This is a genomic window from Streptomyces sp. NPDC045701 (assembly GCF_056432045.1).
In genome coordinates, this window is sequence record NZ_JBWKJV010000137.1 from 1 (window position 1) to 3,899 (window position 3,899).

Below are 3,899 nucleotides of genomic sequence, written 5' to 3' on the forward strand. Positions count from 1 at the left end.
TGGGCTGGCTGAGGGGGTTGTAGGTCCAGGTGTTGCCGCGGTGGTCTTTGACCAGGTTCCCGGCCTGGTCGAATTCCTGGGTCTTCTTCTGCCCGTCGGCAGCGATGGCGGTCAGCCGGCCGGCCGGGTCGATCTCATGCTCGGTGACCGTCTTTTTCCCGCCTTCATCGTGGCGGGTGGTCTCGGAGCGGGTGATGTCGCCGGAGACGTTGAGGGTGTAGGCCGTCTCAGTGACCGGCTTTCCCCCGGCGTCCTTGATGAGGGAGTGGGTGAGCCGGTCGTAGGCGTCGTAGCGGTAGTCGGTCGTGGTGACCGTGTTGCTCACCGCCCCCTCCGCGTTCTTCACCACCGTGCCGGTGCCGCCGACTTCCGGCCGGGTGTCGGTCCGGGAGGTGAGGTTGCCGTGCGCGTCATAGGCGTAGGCGGCTTCGGTGACCACAGACCCGTCCGCCCGGGTGGTCTTCTCACCCCTGACCTGGCTGGCATCGGTGAAGGTGTAGGCGGTGGTCACCCCGTTGCCGCGGTCGACCTTCTCCACCCGGCCCAGACCGTCGTAGGTGTAGGTGACTTCGGCGAGGGTCTTGCCGCCGGTGCCGGTCTGCTTCGCTGAGTGCAGGGTTCCGTCACCGTTGTGGGTGTAGACCGTCTTCGCACCCGCGGCGTCAGTGGCAGCGACGAGCTGGCCGTGGGTGTCGTATTCCCGGGTGAGGGTTCTGCCGTCGGGATAGGCCACCTTCGTGACATGACCATCCGCGTCATACTCGTACCCGATCCGGGTGCCGTCCTTGTCAGCAGGGTCGAACACCTCCGTCACCCGGCCGGTGGCCTTGTCGTAGGTGTAAGCCCTCTTGACCGTCCTGCTGCCGTCGGCCGAGACCGTCGCGGTCCCAAGGACGCGCCCGGTGGCCGGGTCATAGGAGGTGGTGGTGACCGACCCGTCCGGGCGGGTCACCTTCTCCACCTCACCCCGCTCGTTATAGACGATGGTGATAACCCCGCCAGCCGGGTCCCTCTCCTCCACGACACGCCCCGCATCATCCCGCTTCAGGACAGCGCCGAACCGCTCATCCTGGCCAGCCGCCAGGGTCTTGACCACCGGTCCGCCGGTCAGGTCCTGCCGGGGCTCGGCGGTGACCTCACCGCCGGGAAACACCCCGGGTGCGGCCGGGGTCAGGGTGGCGGTGTCCACCGTGCCGCCCGCACCGTAAGCAAGGCGGGTAGTGACATCCCCCGTCACCGCTGCCAGCTCCCGGCCCAGCCCGTCATAGGACTGGCTGGACGCGGCCACCGGGGTGCCATCACGATGCGTGGTCGACGCAGCAACCGGCCGGTCAGCATCATCCAGCATTTCGGTGGTGGTGGTCACCGCCTTAGCCGGGTCGCTCTCACCGGCGGGGAGCAGTGCGGTGGTCTTAGTGTTCGCGACATCGTCGTAGGAGACGATCTGGCTGGTGCCGTTGGGGGCGACGGCCTTCACCGGCCGGCCGAGCAGGTCACTGGTGGTGACTGTTTTGCGGCCGGCGCTGTCGGTGGTGGTGGCGGTCAGCCCGTCGGGTGAGTACTCCACCTGCTGCAGCGTCCGCGCGCCGGGGTCGCTGGTGATCTTCCCGGCGGTGATGTTGTCGGTCTTCTCCTCCACCCGCCCCAGCAGATCGCGGGTCTCGACAGTGACATGTCCGTCCGGGGCGGTGAGGGTGGTGGAGGTCGGGGTGTGGGCGGCGGTAACGGTCAGCCCGTCCGGCCCGGTCTCCCTGATCATCCGCCCCGCATCGTCATACGCCTTCTTCACCGCCCGCCCCGCCGCGTCGATGGTTTCGACGACTTCGCCGGTGGCCAGATCGGTGATCTGCTTCACCGTCCCCGCGGGAGTGGTCACCGCATCGGTGCGGGTATGGGCGGTGGTGTCGATGCTGGTGGTGTAGGTCTCGGTCAGCTTCTGCGGCCCCTCATCACCCTCCGGGCGCGCGCCCTCGGCCCAGGTGAGAGTCTTCGACGCCAGTTCACCGTGCTCATCAGTCTCAAAGCTCGTGACCGTGCGGGCCCTGGGGGTTTCACCCGCCTTGTTCGCCACCGCTTCGGTGGTGGCGGCAACATGCTTGCCGTCCGCGGTGAGGGTGTTCTTCGTTTCGGCGACGGTGCCGTCCGCGCCGGTGGTCACCGATTTCACCGCCTGCCCAAAGGGCCCGTACTCGGTCCGGGTCACCGCCCCGGTAACGTCCTTGCGCTCGGTCTGCCGGCCATGGTCATCGAAGACGGCGGTCTCCGCGGTGGTGCGGGACGTGCCGCCGGGTCCCAGGTGGGTGACGCGTGCCTGGGCGGGTTTGGCGTAGTTCGCCGGCAGCGCCACCGGAGACGGCGGGGTTTCGTCCGCCTCCCCCGCGTAGTCCATGCTCTGTTTGTGCAGGCTGACCCGCTTGTCCCCGGCAACCAGGAACGTCTCCCGCTCCTGCAGCAAATGCAGCTTGTTGTAAGTGGAGCGCACCACCGACACCCCGTCCGACAGCTCCGTGGCATACCGGTAGCCCTGAGCGGCAGCGTCAGCCGCGTCGAACAGGCCGAACGTGGTGTGCTGATACGCCGGGAAACCGGTGTGGCTGTGCAGCTGCCCGTCCACCGGCACCAGCGAGAAACTCTTCGGCGCGACAATATCCTTGCCCCCAGCGTCAGTCACCCGCACCGTTTTGACCACACTCATCCCCGCCGCCATCTGGTAGCCGACCGCGGTCCGTGCCCCGGCGGGGGTGACGATCTCACTCAGCAGCGCCTTGTTGCCCGTCTCGCTGCTCGCACGGTAGCCAAGGGTGGTGGCCTGCCCGGCCGGGTCGGTCACTTCGGTCAGCAGGCCGCCCTCGATCTTCAGCTGCATCTTCGGCACCCGGCCGTCGGAGCGGGCCGGCGAGGTGACCGTCACCCCCGTCGCCGAGGGGGTGAGGGTGGCTTTCTGCCCGTAGGTGTCCACCACCTGCACCAGCCGGTGCCCCGCCCCCCACACCCAGTCCACCCGGTTACCCGACCGGTCCTCACGCGCCAGCAGATCCCCCTCAGCAGAGAAGAAATCCACCCGCCCGTCCTCATACGACAGCACGTAGCTGTATGGGCGGGCCGCAACCCCGTCCCGGGCGGGGAGAGTGCCGTCCTTGCGCCCGAACTTCAGGTCTTTGAGCGGGTAGCGCTTCAGGCCGGTCGCCGATGCCTCGTCGGCTTCGAACATGCCCCCGGAGGCGGGGAACACCCGCACCCCGCCCTCAGTGTCCACGAACGACATCCCCAGCGTCATCCCCGCACCCAGGCCATGCCGGTCCACCCCGCCCGCCGCTAGCTGCTGGTCATACGACAACGCCACCGAGGCGTCCAGGCCCGCACGCCCGCCGAGGGTCACCAGCGGCAGGCTCATCCGCCAAAGACCCGTCCGCTCATCTACCTGTCCCGCAGCAGCATCACCCAGCGGCACCGAACCCGACACCCCAGCCGGCACCCCACCACCCGGCGTTTCAGCTGCCACCGCCGACACGACCGGTACCGCCGACACCCCCATCACCACAGCCGTCGCCAGGGCCACCCGCCGCAGGGCAGTGCGGAACCCCGGGCTGGCGGGCCTGGCCTGCGCAGCCAGAGCTGTGACAGGACCGTGACCCGCAGTGGTGGCAGAACGCGGCATGGAAGCCCCCAGAAAAGGCGGAACTGTCGGGACATACGCCTGCCAGCCAACCCCGTCCGGGCAGGGCCGCACATTCCCCCGAGTGGCCGTTCCTGGGGTTTCCTGTTTGTCGTCGGAGCCGGTAAAGAAGCGCTTGCAGCGGGAGCGGTCGCGTCCAGAAGGTGGTGTAAAAGGCGACGAGCGTAGGTTTCCGTACTGAACCGTCCAAAGTTCGTACGAGGAAGGACCCACGCTCGTGCAC

At 68.3% G+C, this 3,899-nt stretch carries 1 protein-coding gene; it reads right to left on the reverse strand.

Annotated elements, in window-relative coordinates; translation table 11 throughout:
- Nucleotides 1–3,730: RHS repeat domain-containing protein (locus AC07DW_RS33645; RefSeq protein ID WP_478861409.1), on the reverse strand; the 3,730-nt coding region annotated here is incomplete at its 3' end.
- Nucleotides 3,731–3,899 lie beyond the last annotated feature (169 nt).